Origin of the sequence: Amycolatopsis sp. ATCC 39116, assembly GCF_000231075.2 — a bacterium.
In the GTDB taxonomy this organism is placed as follows: Bacteria; Actinomycetota; Actinomycetes; order Mycobacteriales; family Pseudonocardiaceae; genus Amycolatopsis_E; species Amycolatopsis_E tucumanensis.
The window spans coordinates 1-20,837 of sequence record NZ_AFWY03000018.1 but is presented as its reverse complement, the minus strand read 5'-3'; the positions used below and the strand labels follow the sequence as shown (position 1 = coordinate 20,837).

Below are 20,837 nucleotides of genomic sequence, written 5' to 3'. Positions count from 1 at the left end.
TGTCACGCCTGAACGCACCCGCCGCGGAAAATGTGTCACCGGCAAGCGAAAAACCTCGTCACCCCTGTTCCCGCGCGGACGCCGTTGTTAGCTTGGCGCTCCGGCCAGGTTGGGAGGAGGTGGATGGCAGGACTCGCGTCACGGTGCTTCCGGCACGCGCCCTGGGTGATCGCGCTGTGGTTGCTCGCCCTCGCCGGTCTCGTGCTCGCCGCGCAACACGCCGGCGCCGCGTACCGGGACACGGTCGCGTTGCCTGCCGCGGACAGCACCCGCGCCGCCGAGCTGTTGCCCAAGGGCGACATCGAACGCGTGGTCGTCACCACCCCGGGGACGATCGACACGGCCAGGGACCAGATCGAACCGCTGCTCCGCGAGCTGTCCGATTTGGACCGCGTCGTCCAGGTGGTGTCCCCCTACGCCGCACCGGAACTGGTGTCGGCCGACCGGCGCACCGCGGTGATCCTCGTCAGCTTCGACGCCCCCGCCGACCGACTCGGAGCCGAACTGGCCCGCGAACTCATCGAAACCGTACGAACGGACGACCTGACCGTCGGCGTCTCGGGACAGCTCGCCGCGATGACGGTCGGCGCGCCCAACCTCGGCAACGCCGGCATCGGCCTGCTCGCGGCCGCGATCGTCCTGCTGATCACGTTCGGCTCGCTCACCTGCGTGGTGCTGCCGGTGGTCACCGCGGCGGTGTCGGTCGGGTCCGCGCTGGCCGTGGTCGTGCTGCTGTCACACGTGCTGACCGTGCCGAAGATCAGCACCGAGATCGCCGCGCTGCTCGGCCTCGGCGTGGGCGTGGACTACGCGTTGTTCGTGCTCACCCGCTACCGGCAGGGGCTGCGCGAAGGCCTGCCGCCGAGAGCGGCGCTGGAACGCGCGGCCGACACCTCGGGCCGCAGCGTGGTCTTCGCCGGGGTCACGGTGTGCGTGTCGCTGGCCGGGATGTTCACCGTCGGCATGGCGTTCCTGGACGGCATCGCCATCACGTCCGCGGTGTCGGTCGGCCTCACCATGCTCGCGGCGCTCACGCTGCTCCCGGCGCTGCTGCGGTTCACCGGCATGCGGAAGCTGCCCCGGCATTCCGCGCCCGGCCGCGGCTGGGCCGGGCTGGCACGCTCGGTCACCCGTCGGCCTGCGCCCTACGCGATCGCCGCGGTGCTGGTCATCGCGGTGCTGGCGGCGCCGGCGCTGGGACTGCGGCTGGGCATGCCCGGCGCAGGCCACGATCCGCCCGGCAGCCCGACGAAGGTCGCCGACGAGCTGCTCGCCGAGGGTTTCGGCCCCGGCGCGAACGGCCAGCTGGTCCTCGTCGCCGAGCGGCCCGATCCGGTGGCCGCCGAAGCCCTCCGCGAGATCGTCGCCACCAGAGCGGACGTCTCGCCGGGACCGGTCCTCACGGTCACGCCCCGCACCGGCCCGGACGACCCGGCAACCGCGGAACTCGTGGGGTGGCTGCGGGAGGTCGCCGGTCCCGGCTGGCACGTCGGTGGCGCGGTCGCCGTGCAGACCGACTTCTCGGCCGCGGTGACCAGCAGGTTGCCGCTCTTCCTCGCCGCCGTCGTGGCGATCTCGGTGCTGCTGCTGGCACTGGTGTTCCGCAGCGTGCTGATCCCGCTGACCGCGGCGGTGATGAACCTGCTCACCGCGGGCGCGACGATCGGCGTCGTGGTGGCGGTGTTCGGTGGCCCGATCGAGCCGTACCTGCCGGTGTTCCTGTTCGCGGGCCTGTTCGGGCTGTCGATGGACTACGAGGTCTTCCTGATCTCCCGCATCCAGGAGGAGTGGCGCCGCACCGGGCACACGCGCACCGCGATCGTCGACGGGCTCGTCTCGACCGGGCGCACCATCACCGCGGCCGCGTTGATCATGGCGCTGGTGTTCGCGGCGTTCGCGTTCGTGGACAGCCGGGTCGTGCGCGAGGCGGGAGTCGGGCTCACGGTCGCGGTGCTGCTGGACGCGGTCGTGATCCGTTGCCTGCTCGTGCCCGCGGTCATGGTCCGGCTCGGCGCGGCGAACTGGTGGCCATCGCGTCGTCGTGAGCATCCGGCCGCGCCGATCCCTGACGCACGTGACAAAGCCGGGTGGATCCATTGAACGCCAAGGGTTTGATCGTTAGCGTCGGCCCGATGAAACACCGCGTGACCGCCGTCGTTCTCGCGTTGCTGGGGACCGTCCTCCCGGGAGTGTCCACCGCGGCCGGGGGTTTCGGCACGCAGTTCCTGGACATCCACGCGGCCGACGGGGTCGCGCTCGGTTCGATGGTGCTGGAGCCGTCGACCCCGGGGCCGCACCCGCTGGCCGTCCTCATCGGAGCGTGGGGCGGCGGCCGGACGCAGAACATCATTCCGGCACGGGACCTGGCGAACCGCGGCTACGTAGTGGTTTCCTACGGCGCACGGGGTTTCGGCGAGTCGACCGGTGAGGTCGAGGTCGCCGGGACGGAGGACATCAGCGACGTCACTACGGTGATCGACTGGGCGCTGCGCAACACCGACGCGGATCCGTCCCGCATCGGCGTCGACGGCGTCTCCTACGGCGCCGGGATCGCGTTGATCGCCTCCGGTTTCGACCCGCGGATCCGGGCCGTGGCCTCGCTGAGCGGGTGGGCCGACCTGGTCGCCTCGCTGAGCACGAACGACACCCGGCACGGCCTCGCCGGCCTGGTGCTCTACCTGTCGGGCAAGGCCAACGGCACGCTCAGCGCGGAAACCGACGCCATGCTGCGGACTTACCTGGAACCACGCATCTCCGACGCCGACTCGGCGGCCGTGATCGAGTGGTCCCGGCCCCGCTCGCCGGCGACGTACCTGGACCGCATCAACGCGAACCGGCCTGCGGTGCTGGCCATCCAGACGTGGAGCGAGACGATGTTCCCGCCGGGCCAGATGGCCGAGTTCTTCCAGCGCCTGACCGGGCCGAAGCGCGCCGAGTTCGTGCCCGGCGACCATGCGGCCACCGAGTCCGGCGGCCTGCTCGGACTGCCCAGCGACACGTGGACCTCGGTCTACCGCTGGTTCGACGCCCACGTGGCGGGCACCGACACCTCGATCGCAGGCGAACCGCCGGTCGTCACCCGCGCCCGCCCCGGCATGCAGCAACCGGCGTACCACTCCAATTGGGACGAGATGCTGGGCGAGCCGGAGCGCGCCTACCTCGGCGCGGACACCTTGCAGGACCAGCCCGCCGCGTGGAGCCGCAGCGTGACGGCGAACCGCGACACCGTCGCCGACGGCGGCGTGCCGCTGGCGACCTACAGCCTGGAGGCGATGACCGGCAACCCGCCGAACATCTTCCTGCCCCAGGTCGACCCGGGCAGCGGCGCGGTGTGGAGCCAGGCGCTCACGCGCGAACCGGTCGAGATCCGCGGCTCGATGCACGCACACCTGACCGTGATTCCGCCCGCCGCGACCGGCACCGCTGTCGCCTACGTCTACGACGTCGACCCGTTCGGCATGGGCAGCCTGATCAGCTACCTGCCCTACAGCTGGAAGACCGCGACGCCGGGGCAGCCGCTGCCTGCCGACTTCGTGTTCACCCCCACCGCCTACACCGTCGCCGCGGGGCACCACCTCGCGCTCGTCATCGACTCCAAGGACCCGCTGTTCCTGGACTGGAACTCCGGCGGCGGGCGGCTTGGTTTCGCCTCCACCACCGCCGATCCGGCCTGGCTCGACGTACCTGTGCAACCCGGGAGGGCTTGAGTGACCACCACCATCCGCGAGGAGTTCACCGCGCTGCGCGCCGGCGGCCTCAACTGGGATGTCCTGCCGTTGCGCCTGTTCGCCAAGGGCAACGCGAAGTTCTGGAACCCGGCCGACATCGACTTCGGCCAGGACGCGCGGGACTGGGCGGCGCTGTCGGATGCGCAGCGGTTCGCCGCGACGATGCTGTGCGCGCAGTTCGCCGGCGGCGAGGAGGCCGTCACGCACGACATCCAGCCGTTCCTGTCCGCGATGGCCGCGGAAGGCCGGTTCGCCGACGAGATGTACCTGACCCAGTTCTGCTTCGAGGAGGCCAAGCACACCCAGGTCTTCCGGTTGTGGCTGGACGCCGTCGGAGTCACCGGGAACCTGCACGAGCACGTCGAGGACAACCCTGGCTACCGGGCCATCTTCTACGACGCCCTGCCCACGGCACTGGAGCGGCTCAAGCACGATCCCAGCTCGGCGAACCAGATCCGCGCCTCGGTGGTCTACAACCACGTCGTCGAGGGCGTGCTCGCGCTGACCGGGTACTTCGTGTGGAACCGGGCCTGCCGCGCGCACGGAATCCTGCCCGGGATGCAGGAGCTGATCCGCCGCATCGGCGACGACGAACGGCGGCACATGGCGTGGGGCACGTTCACCTGCCGCCGCCATGTCGCGGCTGACGACGCGAACTGGCAGGTCGTGCAGGACGAGATGCAGGCGCTGCTGCCGCACGCCATCGCGCAGATCGAGTGGACCACGAAGAAGCTCGACGGCGACCCGTTCGACCTGCGGCTGGACGGTGTCATGGAGTACGCCGCCGACCACGCGATGCGCCGCCTCAAAGCGATCGAGTCGGCACGCGGGATGCCGGTCGCGCAGATCGACCTGGACTACAGCCCGGAGCAGCTGGAAGAGGACTTCCACGACGAAGACGCGGCGCGGTGAGCGGCCGTGAACCCGGGCCGCACGCTGCTGGTCGTCGCGCTCGGCGCGTTCGTGACGACACTGGACAACACGATCGTCGCCGCCGGGGTGCCCTCGATCGGGCACGACCTCTCGCTGGACCTCGCGACGCTGCAGTGGGTCAGCATCGGCTACATGCTGCCGTTCGCGGGCCTGCTGCTGGTCGCCGGGACGCTGGTGGACCGGTGGGGGCAGCGGGGCACGCTGGGCGGCGGGCTCGTCGCGTTCGGGCTCGGGGCGGTGGCCGGCGGCTTCGCGACCACCGGTGCGCTGCTGATCGCGGCACGCGTGGTGCAGGGCCTGGCCGCCGCATTCCTGGTGCCCGCCCTGCTCAGTCTGCTGCGCACCAACCTGGACAGCAGGCAGCGGGCCATCGGCGCGACGCTCTGGACGGCGTGCCTCGCGGTGGCGCTCGCGCTCGGCCCGACGCTGGGCGGGCTGCTGTCCGAGTACCTCGGCTGGAGCTGGATCTTCTTCAGCAACGTGCCGTTCGTGCTGGTCATGCTCGTGTTGCTGCCGGCGACCGCGGGCACCGGACGGGTGCGGGACGCACGGCGGCCCGCGCTCGGTGCGATGGTGCTGGTGACGGCCGGGCTCGTGCTGGTCGCGGCCGCGATGGTCGGACTCGGCGACGACGCCCGGCTGTCGGAGGCGGCGCCGCTGCTGGGCGGGCTGGCCCTGATCGCCTGGTTCACGGTGCGGGAACGCCGCGCGCGGGAGCCGCTCGTGCCGCGCGATCTGGTGCGGGAACGGGTGTTCACCGGCGCGCTGGCCGTGCAACTGCTGTGGGGACTCGGGGTGTCCGGGATCTTCTTCTTCACCCCGTTGCTGCACCAGGACTCGCTGGGCCTGAGCCCGGTGGGCGCGGGCCTGCCGCTGGTGCTGGTCGCGGTCGCCATCATGGCGGTGACCCCGGCGGTGCCGCGGATCATGGCGCGGCTCGGTCCACATCGGACGGTCTGTGCCGGGCTGCTGGTGGTGGCGCTCGGTCTGCTCGCCGTGGCCGTCATCAACCACATCCCCGAGGTGCCGCCGCGGATACCCGGCCTGCTCCTGATCGGCGCCGGCTCGGCCCTGACCACGCCGTTGACCTCGTACTCCCTGGAAATCATCGACGAACGGCACGCGGGCACCGCATCGGGACTGCTGACGGCGTCCCGTGAGCTGTCCAGCGCCATGGGCGTCGCGCTGATCGGCGCGGTGCTCACGGCCGTACGCGCCGCCCGGTTGGACGAGGGCGCGCTGGGCGGGCCCGCGCTCGCCACCGGTTACACCGCCGGGCTCATCGTCGCGGCGGCTTTGGAAATAGCCGGTGCGGTGCTCGCCCTGTGGGTGTTCCGCGCGCCCGCCCGCAAAGTTCTGCCTGTCGTGACAACGGAGTCGGCCGGATCCTCGTCCCGCGGTGAGTAAGCCGGGACACGATCGATTGACACCCCATTCAGCCCGAAAATAACCTCCGGCGCACGGATTTTTCGGGCACGGAATTCCCCGAGGGACTCGATGACTGAGAACTCTTCGTTCGCGACCATGCTCGGACACTGGGCCCGCGTGCAGGGCGACGAGATCGCCGTGACGTTCCTGGACTACCGCACCAGCGCGGACGGCAACGCGATTTCCCTGACCTGGCGCGAACTCGACGACCGCGTGAGCGCGGTGGCGGAGCGCGCCCGCGAGCTGGCCCTGCCGGGCGACCGCGCGGCCGTGCTGGTGAACCAGTCCGCCGACTACGTGGTGGCGTTCCTCGCGGCGATCCGCGCCGGCCTGGTCGCCGTCCCGTTGTTCGCGCCGTCCCTGCCCGGGCACGGCGACCGGCTCACCGCGGTGCTCGACGACTGCTCGCCCGCGCTCGTGCTGACCACCGACGACGAGCGCGACGACGTCAAGGGACTGGTGACCGGACCGGAAATCCTGGTGGTGGACGCGGTTCCGGCCGAGCCGGGCAGGCGGGAGTGGCCGGCGCCGGACCCGGACGACCTCGCCTACCTGCAGTACACCTCGGGTTCGACGCGCAGCCCGGCGGGCGTCATGCTGTCGCACCGCAACGTGGTCACCAACGCGCGGCAGGCGTTGCGGGCCTACGGCGCGCGGCGCGGCGCCACGTCGACGGTGAGCTGGCTGCCGCTGTTCCACGACATGGGCCTGATCCTCGGCGCCGGCGCGCCCGTGGTCGGCGGCCTGACCTCGGTGCTGATGGACCCACTGGCGTTCCTGGAGCGGCCGGAGCGGTGGCTGCGCGCGTTGTCGGCGAGCCCGGGCGCGATCAGCGCCGCGCCGAACTTCGCCTACGCCTACAGCGCGTCCCGGGTGTCCGAGCGGGAGAAGAGCTACCTGGAGCTGAGCCGGGTGGTGTCGCTGATCAACGGCAGCGAACCGGTTCTGCCGTCGACGATCGCGAAGTTCCAGGACGCGTTCGCCGAGTGCGGGCTGCGGCCCGAGGTGCACCGCGCGTCCTACGGCCTGGCGGAGGCGACGGTGCTGGTGTCGGTGACCGACGCCGGATCGCCGTCGCGGCAGGTCACCTTCGACCGGGACCGCCTCGCGGCCGGCACCGCGACACCCGCCTCCGGCGGCGCCACCACGACCCTGGTGTCCTGCGGGCGGCCGGTGGACCAGCGGATCCGGATCGTCGACCCGGACGGGCGCCCGGTCCCTGACGGCACGGTCGGCGAGATCTGGGTCAGCGGCCCGAACGTCGGCCTGGGCTACTGGGACCGGCCGGACGCCACCTTCGGCCGGCAGGTGCCCGGCGAGGACGGCGACTGGCTGGCGACCGGCGACCTCGGGGTCCTGTTCGAGGGCGAGCTGTTCATGACCGGCCGGATGAAGGACCTGATCATCGTCGACGGCCGCAACCACTACCCGCAGGACGTCGAGCAGACCGTCGAGGCCCACCCGGTGGTGCGGCCGCACTCCGCCGCCGCCTTCTCGGTGCCGGTCGAGGACGGCGAGGCGCCGGTGGTCGTGCTGGAACGGGCCCGCGACACCGAAGCGGACTTCGGCGAAGTGGCGGCCTGGCTGCGGTCCGAGGTGTCCGCGGTGCACGGCCTGCGGCTGCGGGACGTCGTGTTCACCGAACCCGGCGAGGTGCCGAGAACGTCGAGCGGAAAGATCAGCCGGGCGCTGACTCGGCAGCGCTACCTCGACGGCTCGCTCGACGCGCGGCGGCTCGCATGACGGGCCTGCGTGCGTGGCTGGTGGACCGGGTGGCGGCCGCGCTGGGCGTTCCCGCCGCCGAGGTCGACCCGGCGAAGCCGTTGCAGGAAACCGGATTGTCCTCCCGCGACGCGATGACGTTGACCGGCGACCTGGGCCGGTTCCTCGGCCGGTCGCTGCCCGCGACCCTGGTCTGGGAGCACCCGACGATCAACGACCTCGTCGCCGCACTGTCCGACGTGGAGCGTGAGGCGGCGGCGCAGTGGACCCCGGAGCCGGGCGAGCCGGTCGCCGTCGTCGGGATCGGGTGCCGTCTGCCCGGCGGCATCACCTCGCCCGGCGGGTTCTGGCGGTTCCTCGAGTCCGGCGGCGACGGGATCGGCGACCTGCCCGAGGGCCGCTGGGAGTCCTTCGCCGACGCCGCCGAGCTGGCCGCGCTGCCGCGCCGGGGCGGCTTCCTCGACGACGCGCTGGGTTTCGACGCCGCCTTCTTCGGCATCACCCCGCGTGAGGCCGAGGCGATGGACCCGCAGCAACGGCTGCTGCTCGAAGTCGCCTGGGAGGCGCTGGAGCACGCGGGCATCCCGCCGTCCTCGCTGCGCGGCACGCGTACCGGCGTGTTCGTTGGGCTGTCGGCCGCCGAGTACGGCTACCTGACGATGACCGACGTGTCCGCGATCGACGCGTGGTCCGGCACCGGCGCCGCCGCGAGCATCGCCGCGAACCGGCTGTCCTACCTGCTCGACCTGCGTGGCCCGAGCCTCACGATCGACACCGCGTGCTCGTCGTCGCTGGTCGCGGTCCACCAGGCGGTGCAGAGCCTGCAGCGCGGCGAGATCGGCACCGCGCTGGTCGGCGGCGTGAACCTGCTGCTCACCCCGGGGATCACCGCGAACTTCACCGAGGCCGGGGTGCTCGCCGCGGACGGCCGGTGCAAGCCGTTCGACGCGCATGCCGACGGGATCGCCCGCGGCGAAGGCTGCGGGGTCGTCGTGCTGAAGCCCCTGCGTGCGGCGCGCCGCGACGGCGACCGGGTGCTGGCGGTGATCCGCGGCAGCGCGGTCAACTCCGACGGCCGCTCCAACGGCATCACCGCGCCCAACCCGGAGGCGCAGGCGGCGCTGCTGCGGGACGCCTATGCCGCGGCCGGGCTGGATCCGTCCGTTGTGGACTACGTCGAGGCGCACGGCACCGGGACGCTGCTCGGCGACCCGATCGAAGCCGGGGCGCTCAAGCGCGTGCTCGGCCGCGGGGCGGACCGGCCGCTGCTCCTCGGCTCGGTGAAGAGCAACCTCGGCCACCTGGAGGGCGCGGCCGGCATCACCGGCCTCATCAAGACCGTGCTCGCGTTGTCCCGGCGGCGGGTGCCGCCGAGCCTGCACTACCGCGAGCCGAACCCGCACATCGACTTCGACGGCCTGCGGGTGGTCACCGAGCCGGCGCCGTGGCCGCGGTACTCCGGCGTGGCCAGGGCGGGTGTGTCTGCGTTCGGGTTCGGTGGCACCAACGCGCACGTCGTGCTGGAGGAGTGGCCGGCGAACCCGCGGTTCGCGGACGACGCCGGGCCGCACGTGTTCGCGGTGTCCCGCCGGTCGGCCGACGGGCTGCGGGACCGGGCTGCCGAGCTGGCCCGCTGGGTCGAATCGTCCGACGTGCCGTTGAGCGCGGTGGCCTCGACGCTGGCCCATCGCCGCGACAACCTGCCGGTGCGCGCCGCCGTCGTCGCCTCCACCCGGGAGGAGCTGGCTGCCGCGCTGCGGGACGTGCAGCCGGGGCAGGGAAGCCTCGACGGGGTCGTCTTCGTGTTCTCCGGCTACGGCTCGCAGTGGACCGGCATGGGACGGCGGCTGCTCGAGACCGAGCCCGCGTTCGCCGCGGAGGTGGACCGGCTGGACCCGGTGTTCCGCGCCGAGGCCGGGTTTTCGCTGCGGGAGGTGCTGGCGGGCGAGCCGCCGGACCTCGCCGCGACGCAGCTGGCGTTGTTCGGGATGCAGGTCGCCCTCGCCCGGCTGTGGCGGGCGCACGGCGTGACTCCCGCGGCGGTGCTCGGGCAGTCCATGGGCGAGGTCGCCGCCGCCGTCGTCGCCGGGGCGCTGGACGTCACCGACGGCCTGCGCGTGATGACGACGCGGGCGCGGCTGCTCGGCGAGATCGACTCGGCGGGCACGGGCGCGATGGCCGTGGTCGAGGCGTCGGCCGCGGAGATCGCCGAGTTCGCCGGGGTCGAGGTGGCGGTGTACGCGTCGGCGTCGCAGTGCACGGTCACCGGTGACGCCGAAGCGGTCAGCGCGCTGGTGTCGCATGTGGAGGGTCAGGGCCGGTTCGCGAAGCTGCTGCCGGTGAGCGGGGCCGGGCACTCGCCCGCGGTCGACGCGATCCTGGACCGCTTCCGCGCCGGGCTCGCGATCGAGCCGGGCAGCCCGGAGGTGCCCTGCTACACCAGCGTGCTCGACGATCCGCGCGACAAGCCGCTGTTCGACGTGGACTACTGGGCGGCCAACCTGCGCCGCCCGGTGCGGTTCGCGCAGGCACTGGCGGCGGCGGTCGAGGACGGCCACGGCACATTCGTCGAGATCGCCCCGCACCCGGTGGCCCTCGCGGCGATCGAGCAGGCCGGGGCGACCGGGCTGCCGACCGCGAACCGCAAGACCGACGAGCAGCTCGCGTTCTTGACCAGCCTCGCCCGCCTGCACGTGCTCGGCCACCCCGGCGTGTTGACCACCCGGGAGCCGAAGCAGCCGCCGGTCGATCTGCCCGGCGCGGTGTGGCGGCACGAGCGGTTCTGGGCTCACCGGCGGGCGCGGGCGGCAGGCCACCCGCTGCTGGGCACGCACGCCGAGGTGCCGGGCAGCAACCAGCGCGTGTGGCGCGGGGAGATCGGCACGGACCGGCATCCGTGGCTCGCCGACCACGCGGCCTTCGGCACGCCGATCTTCCCGGCGACCGGGTTCGTCGAGCTGGCGCTGTCCGCGGCCGGACCACGCGTCACCGACGTCGAGCTGCGCCAGATCCTGCCGCTTGGCCCCGAGCAGGAGGTCACGACTTCGCTGGTGGACGACGTGATCAGCGTGCACACCAAACCGGGCGACTGGGTCTGCCACGCGACCGCCCGCGTCGGCGAGGAGGTGCCGCTGGAGCCGCTCGGCCCGGTCGACGGCGACCCGGTCGACCTCTACGCCGCGCTGGACGCGATGGGCATGAGCTACGGCCCGGCGTTCCGGCTGCTGCGCGACGTGACCGCGGTGGCGGGACGCGCGTCGGCAGTCATCGACATGCCGAAGCCGGCCGGGCACGTCCTGCACCCCGCGCTGGCCGACGCCTGCCTGCACGCCCTGGCCGCCGCGACCGGACCGGCGCTGCGCGAAGCCGACGGGCTGTTCCTGCCGATGTCGATCGGCGCGGTCACGGTCGCCGGCGACCCGCGGTCCGGCGTGCGCGTCGACGCCGTCGTGGACTCGCTCTCCGGCGACGACCTGCGTGGCACGGTGCAGCTTGTCGCCGCCGACGGCGCGGTGCTGGCCGAGTTCCGCGACGTGCACGCCCGCCGGTTCCGCCGGTCCGCGCTGCCGGTTCCGTTGTCCGGCAAGCTGTTCGAGGCGTCCTGGACGCGGACCGGCCTGCCCGGTGCGGCGGAGGAGGACCGGACCTGGGTGCTCGTGCACCGCGGGGAGCCCGGCCTGCGGTTCGGCGACGACCGCGTGGTCGTGGTCCCGCCGGACGACCCGCGGGCCCTGCGTGCCGCGCTGGCGACCCGGCCGGACGGCGTGGTGTGGTTCGCGCCGGAGGCGGACGGCCCGGAGCTCGTGCACGAGGTCACGCGGCTCGTTGCCGAGCTCGCCGAATCGCCGGCCCGGCTGTGGCTGGTGACCGGTTCGGCGGCCGCGGTCGACCCCGGCGAGGCGGGCCGCCCGGACCTGGCGTGCCTGCGGGCGCTGGTGCGGGTCCTCGCGTTCGAGCACCCCGAGCTGCACGCGAGCCTGGTCGACGTCGACCCGGAGTCGCTGGACCAGCTGCCCGCCGAGCTGCGCGCGGACGGCCCGGACGACGAGATCGCCTGGCGCCGCGGCGTCCGGCACACGCGGGAGCTGACCCGGCCCCGGCTCGGGGCGGCCGGGCGGCAGGCGGTGCGCGACGGCGCCTACGTGATCACCGGCGGGTTGGGCGGGCTCGGTTTGGTCGCGGCCCGCTGGCTGGCCGATCGCGGTGCGACGCGGATCGTCCTGTCGTCCCGGAGCGTGCGTGCGGTCGACGTGCCCGGTGCGGTCGTGGTGGCGGGGGACATCGCCGAACCCGGGGTAGCGGAGCGGCTCGTCGAGGCCGCGACCAGCGGTGGGATGCCGCTGCGTGGTGTCCTGCACGCGGCCGGGGTGCTCGCCGACGGCGCGGCGGTGTCGCTGACCCCGGAGCAGCTGGCGACGGCGTGGCGGCCGAAGGCGACCGGCGCGTGGCGCCTGCACGAGGCCACGCTCGGCCACGACCTGGACTGGTGGCTGGTCTACTCCTCGGCGGCCGCGTTGTTCGGCTCGCCCGGCCAGACCGCCTACGCGACGGCCAACGCCTACGCCGACGCGCTCGTGGAGTGGCGCCGCGCCCATGGCCTGCCCGCCGCGACGATCAACTGGGGCGCGTGGGGCGAGGCGGGCGCCGTGGTCGGCACGACGAACCCGGTGCTCGAACCGCTCGGCACCGCCGAGGCGCTGGAAGCGCTGGAGGCCGTCCTGGCCCGAGACCGGGCGGCCACCGGCGTGGCCCGGCTCGACGCGGACGCTGTGCTCGAATTGTTCCCGCGCCTCGCCGACCGGCCGTTCTTCGACCTGCTCGTGCCGCGGCGCACGGCGGCGTCGGCGTGGCCGGGCATGGCGGCGCTGGAACCGGCGACCGCGCACGCGGCCATCGCCGACCACCTGACGTCGCTGGTCGCCGGACTGATGGGCTTCGCGCCGGAACAGGTCGACCGGCACGTGCCGCTCACCCAGCTCGGCCTGGACTCGCTGCTCGCGATGCGGGCGCGCGGCGCGGTCGAGCGGGACTTCGGCCTCCCGCTGCCGGTGCCGATGCTGCTGCGCGGCGCGAGCCTCGCCGAGCTGGCGGCGCACCTCGCGGAGCAGGCCGGGTTCGACGCCGGTACCAGTGCGGTCACCGAGGTCGTCGTCGGGCCGCGCGATCCCGCCGAGCGCTGGGTCGCCCGGCACTGGCACGACGTGCTCGGCAGCTTCTCCGGGGTGCACGAGGACTTCCCCGGCGATCCGGCCGAGCTGCGCGCGGCGATGTCGGCCGAACTGGCGGACCTGCCCGCGAACCTGTTCGACCGGCCGACGATCGCCGCGATGGCCGACCTGCTGCGCGACCGGATCGAGGGCTCCGGCCCGGTGCGCTGCCTGCGTGCGGGCACCGGGACCCCGGTGTTCCTGTTCCACCCGGCAGGCGGACCGGCGAGTGTCTACACGCGACTGGTGCGTGACCTGCCTGGCGAGTTCCCGGTGTACGGGTTCGAGCGGCTGGACGACCTGGACACCGTCGAGGCGAAGGCGGCCCGCTACCTGGAGATGATCCGCGAGATCCAGCCGCGCGGGCCGTACCGGCTCGGCGGGTGGTCGTTCGGCGGCTGCCTCGCCTACGAGTGCGCGCGGCAGCTGGACGAGCCGGTGGAGCTGGTGTTCCTGATCGACACCATCCTCCCGCTGCCTGCCGACGCGCCGGCCGAGGACCTGCTGCTGGACCGGTTCGACCGGTTCGCCACGCACATCGAGCAGACCTACGGCGTCGCGCTGGACATCCCGCGCGACGAACTGGCCCGGCTCGGCGAGGGTGAGCAGATCGGGCTCGTGATGCGGCAGCTGGCGGAGAAGGTTCCCGGGCTGGGCGAGGGCGTGCTGCACCACCAGTACACGTCCTATGTGGACGCCCGGGTTGCGGAGCGGTACGCGCCGCGGCGGTACGACGGTCCGGTGGTGCTGTTCCGCGCGCAGGAGCCGCATCCGCTGACCACCGCGCTCGACCCGCGCTACCTGCGTGCCGACGAGGCGCTGGGCTGGGACGAGTTCTGCCCGGACCTGGAGATCGTGCGGGTGCCCGGCGACCACGTCTCGATGATCGACCCGCCGCACGTGTCCGTCATCGCGGCCGCGCTCGGCGACCGGATCACACGGAAGTGAGGACCGCAGTGGACGTCCCGTTCGCCCCGACGACCGCCTACCGGATCGCCGACCTGGCCGCCCGCCAGGACGAAGCCGTGCGCATCGCCGAGAAGCGCGCGATCGACCGGCAGCACGCGAAGGGCAAGCTGACCGCCCGCGAGCGCATCGACCTGCTCGTCGACGACGGGTCGTTCGTCGAGCTGGACCAGTTCGCGCGGCACCGCTGCACCGAGTTCGGCATGGACGGCAACCGCCCTTACGGCGACGGCGTGGTCACCGGCCACGCCACTGTGGACGGTCGTCCGGTGTGCCTGTTCTCGCAGGACTTCAGCGTGTTCGGCGGCAGCATGGGGGAGGTCTTCGGCGAGAAGGTCCTCAAGGTGATGGACCTGGCGATGTCGATCGGCTGCCCGGTCATCGGCATCAACGACTCCGGCGGCGCGCGCATCCAGGAAGGCGTGGTGTCGCTGGCTTACTACGCCGAGCTGGGGCGGCGCAACGCGCACGCGTCCGGGGTGATCCCGCAGATCTCCATGATCATGGGCCCGTGCGCGGGCGGCGCGGTGTACTCGCCCGCGATCACCGACTTCACCGTGATGGTCGAGGACACCTCGCACATGTTCGTCACCGGGCCGGACGTCGTGCACGCCGTGACCGGCGAGCGGGTCACCGCTCAGCAGCTCGGCGGCGCCGCGGTCAACAGCGAGATCTCCGGCAACGCCCACCACCGCGCGACCGACGAGCGGGACGCGATCGACTGGGTGCAGACCCTGCTCGGCTACCTGCCGCTGAACAACCTGGACGCCGCGCCGGAGTACGCGGACGAGACGTCCCGCGAGATCACCCCGGCCGACCTCGAACTGGACCGGATCGTCCCGGACTCGCTCAACCAGGCCTACGACATGACCGAGGTGATCCGGCGCCTGGTCGACGACGGCGAGTTCACCGAGATCCACGGCGCGTTCGCGCCCAACATGATCTGCGCCTTCGGCCGCGTCCAGGGCCGCTCGGTCGGGATAGTGGCGAACCAGCCGCTCCGGCAGGCCGGGGTGATCGACATCGACGCCTCCGAGAAGGCCGCCCGGTTCGTGCGGTTCTGCGACGCGTTCGGCATCCCGATCGTCACCCTGGCCGACGTGCCCGGCTACCTGCCCGGCACCGAGCAGGAACGGCAGGGCATCATCCGGCGCGGCGCGAAGCTGATCTACGCCTACTCCGAGGCGACCGTGCCGAAGGTGACCGTGGTGACCCGCAAGGCCTACGGCGGCGGGTACGCGGTGATGGGTTCCAAGCACCTCGGGGCGGACGTCAACCTGGCCTGGCCCACCGCCGAGATCGCGGTGATGGGCGCCGAGGGCGCGGTCGAGGTGCTGCACCGGCACGAGCTCGCTCGCCTGTCCAGAGAGGACCGGGAGGCGGCTGTCCGGCGGCTGACCGAGGAGTACCGCAAGCACCACGCGAGCCCGTACCTGGCCGCGGAGCGCGGATACGTCGACATGGTCCTGCCGCCGTCCCAGACCCGGCTCCAGGTGGCTCGCGCGCTGCGCACGCTCCGCACGAAACGGCAGACGCTGCCGGCGAAGAAGCACGGCAACATCCCGCTGTGAAACCACCCGAGGAGAACCGATGAGAACCGACCGGGCCGGGCGCTGCCGTCGCCGCTGGGCCTTGCTGGTGTTACCCGTCGTCGCCGTGATCACCGGTGCCGCCCTGGCCGCGCCGGTGTCGGCCGCCACGGTCAGCGCCGACGATGGAGCGAAAGTGGTCAAGGAGACCTGGATCGACGACCGCACGGTCGACCTGGAGATCGACTCGCCCGCGCTGGGCGAGACCGGCATGGTGCGGCTGATCGTGCCGGTGAAGTGGCGCGCCGAACCCGCCCGGACCTGGCCGACGTTGTGGCTGCTGCACGGGTGCTGCGAACCGGCGGATTACCAGTCCTGGGACCGGTTCACCGACGTGAAGGCGTTCACCGCGGACAAGGACGCGATCGTCGTCATGCCCTCCGACGGCGAGGCAGGCATGTACACGAAGTGGTGGAACTTCGGGCTGAAGTCCACACCGGACTGGGACCGGTTCCACACCGAGGAGGTCCGCCAGATCGTCGAGCGCGGCTACCGCGGCGGCACGAAACGCGCGGTGGCCGGGGTGTCCATCGGCGGCTACGGCGCGCTCGCGTACGCGTTCCTGCACAAGGGGATGTTCGGCGCGGCCGCCTCCTACAGCGGGATCCCCAACACGTTGTTCCCCGGCACGCCCGAGGTGATCCAGGGCATCCTGATCCGCGCCGGGCACTACAACTTCTTCGACCTGTGGGGCGACGAGAAGGCGAGCTGGCCGATCTGGTGGTCCCGCAACCCGTACGACCACATCGACGACCTGCGCGGCACCGCGCTCTACATCTCGTGCGGCGATGGCCGGACCGGCCCGCTGGATCCGCCGGGGCAGTCCGATCCGCTGGAACCGGCGGCGCTGCTCACGTCCAAGAGCTTCACCGAAAAGCTGAAGCGAATGGGCGTTCCGGCCACTGTGGACTACTACGGCGCAGGCACCCACAGCTGGCCGTACTGGGAACGGGCACTGCACAACTCGTGGCCGGTGCTCGCTCCGGCTCTTGGTCTGTGAAGGAGAAAATGTGAAGAACCGCAATTTCCGCCGACGGCTGCTGGCCGCGCTGGTGGGTTTCGTGCTGCTCGCGGGCGGCGCGGTGGCCATGTCGGCGCCGTCCGCGGTGGCGGCTCCAGTTCTGCCGGGCCCGTTCGACGACTCGTTCTACACCCCGCCGTCGCCACTCCCGGCGGGCAACGCCGGTGACGTGATCCGCTGGCGGCCCGCGGTGCCGCTGATGAACGCGGCGAACGCGGACGCCTGGGAGGTCATGTACCTGTCGACGAACGCGCTGGGCGCGCGCAACGCGGTGACCGGCACGGTGCTGGTGCCGAAGGGCGTGGACCCGGCGAAGGCGCCGATCGTCGGGTTCGCCGTCGGCACGCAGGGCCCGGCGTTCAAGTGCACCCCGTCGAAAGCCATCGAGCGCGGCACGCTCTACGACCAGCCCGCCATCAACGACTCGCTGGCCAGCGGCTACGCGGTCGCGGTCACCGACTACGAGGGCTACTCGCCGAACACGGTGCCGACCTACATCACCGGGCAGTCCATGGGCCCCGCGGTGATCGACTCGGTGCGCGCGGCGCAGCGGCTTTCGCAGGCCGGGCTGTCCGACGACGCCAAGGTGATCTTCCAGGGCTACTCGCAGGGCGGCGGGGGCGCGCTGTGGGCGGCGGAGAAGCAGCCGGCGTACGCGCCGGAGATGAACCTGGTCGGTGCGGTGGCCGGCGGGGTGCCCGCGGACCTGACCGAGGTCGCGAAGGGCCTGGACGGCTACCTGGGCTTCGGCTTCCTGGCGTTCGCCGCGGTCGGCCTGGACACCGCTTACCCGGAGCTTGACCTGGACTCCTACCTCAACGACACGGGACGGCAGCAGATCGCCGAGGCCAAGCAGAACGCGTGCGTGGTGGAGCTGCTGACCAACTACGCGTTCAAGAGGATCTCCGACTACACGACGTCGAACCCGCTGGACACCCCGGCGTGGCAGGCGCGCCTGGCGGAGAACAAGCTCGGGGCGGCGCCGCCGCGGGTCCCGGTGTTCCAGTACCACGCCGCGACGGACGAGATCGTGAACACGCCCCAGGCGGACGCGCTGCACAGGCATTATTGCGCGGCGGGCGTGACGGAGCAGTGGAACACCTACGTGTCCGACCACTTGAGCGGCATTTTCGCCGGCAACGCCGACGCCCACCGGTGGATCGTGGACCGGTTCGCCGGAACGGAGGCCCCGACAAACTGCTGACGGCGGCTGGCGGTCTCTTGGCTTCGAGGGGGTTGCTGCTGGCGGTCCTTGGCTTTGACTCCACAGGTTTGCCCCGCCAAACGTGAGGGTTGGGCGGCCCGGCTTCCCACCGGACCGCCCAACCCTCACACACGTTGCCGCCCGGTGCCGCCGATGAAGGGCCCATTCATCCCCACACGACTGGCCTACTCACGCGGCCCACTCGCCCGGCCTACTCGCTCGGCCTGGTCGCTCGGCCCACTCGCCCGGCCTGGTCGCTCGGCCTACTCGCTCGGCCTACTCGCCCGGCCTGGTCGCCCGGCCCGGTCGCCCCGCGCCGGGCGCCGCCGCGCGGACTTCACTCACCTCCCGGCCCGTGTCGCGCCGATGAACGGTCCATTCATCACTTCGCGGCTGATCCATTCACGCGGCCCGGGCGCCCCGCCGCAGGCTCCGCTGCCCAGTTCGCACGCACCTCGCTGCCGGTGCCGCTGATGAACGGTCCATTCAACCCACATGACTGGTCCATTCACGCGGTCCAGGCGACCCACCTCGGGTTGCGACTCCCCGTCCCAGCCCTCGGCGGCGCGTGAAGGGGCCACTCATCGCTTCGCGATTGGTCCATTCACGTGGTGGAGGTGACTCGCCTTGGGTTCTGGCTCCCCGTCCCGGCCCTCGGCTGCGCGTGAATGGTCCATTCATCGCTTCGCGACTGGCCCAGTCGCGCGGCGGGGAGCCCCGCCGCAGCCTGGCGCCCTGCCGCAGGCTCCGCCGCCCAGTCCGCACGCACCTCACCGCTCGGTGCTGCCGATGAACGGGCCGTTCATCCCCATACGACTGGTCCACTCATTCAACCCAGGCACTCCACCAGAGGACCCAACTCCCTGTCCCAGCTGCCCCGCCCTGCATGAATGGTCCATTCATCGCAGCGCGACTGGCCCACTCGCGCCATCACGAAGTGTCCACCCGCGCAACCGCCGGTCATCTGAGCGCAATCGCCGGGCATCTCAGCGCAGGTGCCGCTCGAAGAACCGTCCCGCGCTCTCCAGTTCGAAGCGCGGCACGTCGGCGTGCCGGCCGGGGTTGGCGTGCAGGCTCTTCTCCTCCGACGCGAACGCGTCGAACAGCGCCAGGCCCGCCTCGCGCGGGATGAGTTCGTCGTCCCACTGGAGCAGGAACTCGATCGGGATCCGCACCCGCCGCGCGGCCTCCACCAGCAGATCTCCGGCGAGCCCGAACACCGCCGCGGCTATCCGCCGGTCTGCGGCGGCCAACGGGATCCCGGTCGCACTGCCCATCGACACACCCCAGAACCCGACCGGCCCGACCCCCGGCAGCGCGTCCAGCACCCGCTGCCACTCGGGCACAGCCTGCGTCGCCCGGGAGACGTTGTCCCGCGCGATCTCGTCGAGAACCGGCTCGCCCGCCGCCATCCGCTGCCGGATCAGCGCGCGGATCCGCTCGTCCTGCTCGGTGCGTGGCCGGTCACCGTGCCCCGGCGCGTCAATGGCCACGACCGACAAACCGCAGGCCCGCACGAAGTGGTGGGCTCGTGCCACCATGCCCGGGGCCTTCTTGTGCTGCCCGCCGCCGTGTGCCAGGAGCACCAGCGGACCGCCGACGGCGCCGACCGGTGACCAGAACACACCGGTGACGTCGCCGAGCGAGAACGAACGTTCCGAGACGCCGTCAGCAGCAGTCTCCGAGGTGAAGCGCATGAGTGATGCCTTTCGGGAGGAGAACCCAACCGGATACCGCGAAAATGGGTCTCACCTCCTCAGGCCGTCACGAACGCCGCGACGTTACCCATCCGCTCTCCTGTGATCAACATGGTTTTCCGGTTTTTCCAGAGCCCGTGTGCCAAGGTGGCCTCATGAAGGTGTTCGTCACCGGAGGCACCGGCGCGATCGGTGGGCACACTGTTCCCGCGTTAGTCCGATCGGGTCACCAGGTCACCGCGTTGTCCCGGAGCGCAGAAAAGGACGCCGTGCTCGAACGGCAGGGCGCGAAGCCCGTGCGGGCGGACCTGTTCGACCGCACGGCACTGGCGGAGGCGATGGCCGGGCAGGACGCCGTGATCAACCTGGCCACCGCGATCCCGCCGACGTCCAGGTTCCTGGTGCCGGGGGCGTGGCGGGCCAACGAGCGGATCCGGACGCTCGGCTCGGCGACGGTCGTGGACGCGGCGCTGGACGCCGGCGTCGGGCGGGTCGTGCAGGAGTCGGTCAGCATGTTGTACCGGGACCGGGGCGCCGAGTGGGTCGACGAGGACTCCCCGGTCGACCACTTCCCGATGACCCGCGGCAACTACGCGGCCGAAGCCAACGCGAGCCGCTTCACCGAGGCCGGGGGCGCCGGCGTCGTGCTGCGGTTCGGCTGGTTCTACGGCCCCGGCGCGGCACACGCCGAGGAGATGCTGGCCGCGGCACGGCGGCACATCGGCATGATGCTGGGTCCGCCGGAGGGCTACCTCTCGCCGATCCACCTGGCCGACGCTGCCTCCGCGGTGGTCGAGGCGCTGGCGGCGCCGTCCGGCACGTACAACGTCGTGGACGACGAGCCGCTGACGAAGCGCGCGTTCACCGAGGCACTGGCACGCGCCGCCGGAGCACGGCTGTGGGTACGCGGCCCGGGCCGGGCGGCGCTGCTCCTCGGCGAGCGGCTGACCTCGCTGACTCGCTCACTGAGGGTGAGCAACGCCCGCTTCCGCACGGCGACCGGCTGGGCGCCGCGATACCCGAGTGCGCGGGAGGGCTCGCTCGCGACGGCTGCGGCGCTGTCCCGCTGAGGGCAGGGTGCCCTTCGAGGGGAGGAGCGCGGCTTGGACTCCGCGACTGCATGCCGCGGTAGCCGAGTGCGCGGGATGGCTCGCTCGCGACGGCTGCGGCGCCCCTGCCTTGACGCCCACAAGAAGGGGTTCACAGGCCGGCGAGCCCCGGTCTGAGCGAACTTCATGCCGACCGGGCCGCGCCGTCCTGGTGAGCGCGCCGAAAAATCACCGCCGCCAAAACCCCCTCCTCGGGTGAGGCCGAACGGACGCCCGCCCCGGGCGCCGGCCCT

Annotated in this window: 11 protein-coding genes; 10 read left to right on the top strand and 1 reads right to left on the bottom strand. The window is 72.3% G+C overall.

Going from position 1 to position 20,837, the window contains the following annotated elements; genetic code table 11:
- Positions 1–123 precede the first annotated feature (123 nt).
- The 9 genes from AMY39116_RS43250 to AMY39116_RS0319685 all read left to right on the top strand — a co-directional run bounded on the left by AMY39116_RS43250 (position 124) and on the right by AMY39116_RS0319685 (position 17,798).
- A complete protein-coding gene (locus AMY39116_RS43250; RefSeq protein WP_039791657.1) occupies positions 124–2,100 on the top strand; it encodes an MMPL family transporter in 1,977 nt (658 codons plus the stop codon).
- Between the two features lie 32 nt (positions 2,101–2,132).
- On the top strand, positions 2,133–3,707 hold the full coding sequence (locus tag AMY39116_RS0319720) for a CocE/NonD family hydrolase (protein WP_027936067.1): 1,575 nt from the start codon (positions 2,133–2,135) through the stop codon (positions 3,705–3,707).
- Entirely contained in the window at positions 3,708–4,640 is a 933-nt protein-coding gene (locus AMY39116_RS0319715; RefSeq protein WP_020419361.1) for a R2-like ligand-binding oxidase, read from the top strand.
- A 6-nt stretch (positions 4,641–4,646) separates the two neighbouring features.
- Entirely contained in the window at positions 4,647–6,068 is a 1,422-nt protein-coding gene (locus tag AMY39116_RS0319710; protein ID WP_020419360.1) for an MFS transporter, read from the top strand.
- Positions 6,069–6,158: 90 nt separating this feature from the next.
- Positions 6,159–7,832, top strand: coding sequence for a fatty acyl-AMP ligase (locus tag AMY39116_RS0319705; protein WP_020419359.1), 1,674 nt, complete (start codon positions 6,159–6,161; stop codon positions 7,830–7,832).
- A complete protein-coding gene (locus tag AMY39116_RS0319700) occupies positions 7,829–13,966 on the top strand; it encodes a type I polyketide synthase (RefSeq protein WP_027936066.1) in 6,138 nt (2,045 codons plus the stop codon). The genes AMY39116_RS0319705 and AMY39116_RS0319700 overlap by 4 nt, the downstream gene beginning before the upstream one ends.
- On the top strand, positions 13,963–15,555 hold the full coding sequence (locus tag AMY39116_RS0319695; protein ID WP_027936065.1) for an acyl-CoA carboxylase subunit beta: 1,593 nt from the start codon (positions 13,963–13,965) through the stop codon (positions 15,553–15,555). The genes AMY39116_RS0319700 and AMY39116_RS0319695 overlap by 4 nt, the downstream gene beginning before the upstream one ends.
- Positions 15,556–15,574: 19 nt before the next feature.
- Positions 15,575–16,573: an alpha/beta hydrolase family protein gene (locus AMY39116_RS0319690; protein WP_020419357.1), complete on the top strand. Its 999-nt coding sequence runs from the start codon at positions 15,575–15,577 to the stop codon at positions 16,571–16,573.
- 10 nt (positions 16,574–16,583) lie between these two features.
- Positions 16,584–17,798 (top strand): lipase family protein, encoded by a 1,215-nt coding sequence (locus AMY39116_RS0319685; RefSeq protein ID WP_020419356.1) that lies wholly within the window; start codon positions 16,584–16,586, stop codon positions 17,796–17,798.
- 986 nt (positions 17,799–18,784) lie between these two features.
- Here AMY39116_RS0319685 and AMY39116_RS0319680 read toward each other — a convergent pair.
- Complete coding sequence (locus AMY39116_RS0319680) at positions 18,785–19,495, bottom strand: alpha/beta fold hydrolase (protein ID WP_020419355.1); 711 nt, start codon at positions 19,493–19,495, stop codon at positions 18,785–18,787.
- Between the two features lie 155 nt (positions 19,496–19,650).
- Here AMY39116_RS0319680 and AMY39116_RS0319675 point away from each other — a divergent pair, with 155 nt between their 5' ends.
- Positions 19,651–20,565, top strand: a complete 915-nt coding sequence (locus tag AMY39116_RS0319675; RefSeq protein WP_020419354.1) for an NAD(P)-dependent oxidoreductase — start codon at positions 19,651–19,653, stop codon at positions 20,563–20,565.
- Positions 20,566–20,837: the final 272 nt, after the last annotated feature.